The organism is Arthrobacter sp. 9V, assembly GCF_902506065.1.
Lineage (GTDB): Bacteria > Actinomycetota > Actinomycetes > Actinomycetales > Micrococcaceae > Arthrobacter.
The window spans coordinates 1-1,393 of sequence record NZ_LR733055.1; the positions used below are offsets into that span (position 1 = coordinate 1).

Annotated in this window: 1 protein-coding gene and 2 pseudogenes; 1 reads left to right on the plus strand and 2 read right to left on the minus strand. The window is 72.4% G+C overall.

The window, feature by feature from the left end:
- Nucleotides 1-378: pseudogene (locus BACI9J_RS24040) on the plus strand (galactokinase); the annotation flags it as partial.
- A 172-nt stretch (nt 379-550) separates the two neighbouring features.
- Here the strand turns inward: BACI9J_RS24040 and BACI9J_RS24045 are convergent.
- On the minus strand, nt 551-1,000 hold the full coding sequence (locus tag BACI9J_RS24045; RefSeq protein WP_042539253.1) for a hypothetical protein: 450 nt from the start codon (nt 998-1,000) through the stop codon (nt 551-553).
- Between the two features lie 120 nt (nt 1,001-1,120).
- A pseudogene (locus BACI9J_RS24050) lies at nt 1,121-1,393 on the minus strand (bifunctional methylenetetrahydrofolate dehydrogenase/methenyltetrahydrofolate cyclohydrolase); the annotation flags it as partial.

Below are 1,393 nucleotides of genomic sequence, written 5' to 3' on the forward strand. Positions count from 1 at the left end.
CTCCTGGACGACGAGACCTTCCGTCGTGTGCGGCACATCGTGACCGAGGACCAGCGTGTCCTGGACACCGTCCGCACCCTGCGCGAACAGGGCCCCCGGGCGATCGGTCCGCTGCTGGTCGCGTCGCACGAGTCGATGCGCGACGACTTCGAGATCTCCGTTCCGGAGCTCGACCTGGCCGTCGCGACGGCGGTCGAGCACGGCGCCGTCGGCGCCCGCATGACCGGCGGGGGGTTCGGCGGTGCGGCGATCGCGCTCGTCGACCAGGCGTCGCGTGACGCGATCGCCGCAGCGGTCACCGCCGCGTTCGCCGACGCCGGGTACCGCGAGCCGAACGTGTTCACGGTGCGCGCCGCGCAGGGCGCTCGGCGCGACTGACCGCTGCGGCGCAGGCCGTCACCCGCGCGCTCGGCCGCTCGGCGCTCGGCGCTCGACGTTTCGCGCTCAGCGACAGGTCACGCGGCGATCAGCCCGTGAGCTGTCGTTCAGCACGAAAGCACGGCGAGGCCGGACGAGCCGTGCCCGCCGTGCGTTCGACGGCTCGGCCGACTCAGCCGAGGTAGTCCGCGTACCGGACGTGCTCCACGACGTTCCCGAGCACGAACGGGTGCGCCCGACCGTGCTCCACGGCCCACTCCACCCACGCGGACTGCGCCGGCATGAGCAGCCACACCAGCGCGGTGGTCCCGAGCACGGCGGCCAGGGTCAGGCCCATCACGGTGTGCTCGTCGAACCGGGCTGCCCCACGGCGGGCGATCGCGACGACGAACCCGACGACTGCGAACCCCACCGTCGCGAGCGTCCACCCGAACCAGGGACCCGACGTGAACGTGTACTCCTGGCCGGCGTGCACGAAGGTCGTCGCCCAGGTCGACCCCGGAGCCTGGAACAGCACGCAGATCGCCACGATGACGATCAGCCACCGGGCGTCCTTGGTCAGTTGCGACGGCTCGGTCCGGGGTCGCATCACCGGCGCCGTCTGCAGTCGTTCGTCCCCCATGCCGCGACCGTAGCACCGGCGGGGTGCACCTCGTGAGCAGCAATGGTCGGGTGCGATGACGCCACCCGACCATTGCTGCTCACGATCGCGACCGCGCCGAGCCCCGCGCGACCGCGCGTGCTACGACAGCTGGCGCTCGGCGGCCTCGACCACGTTCTTCATCAGCATCGCGCGGGTCATCGGCCCGACGCCGCCGGGAGTCGGCGACAGGAAGCCCGCGACCGATGCGACCGCGGGGTCGACGTCGCCGTGCAGCTTCGCCTTGCCGGTCTCCTCGTTGACCACGCGGGTGATGCCCACGTCGATCACGGCGGCACCGGGCTGCACCCAGTCCGGCTTGACGAGCCCGGCGACCCCGGCAGCGGCGACGATGATGTCGGCGCGACGGCACTC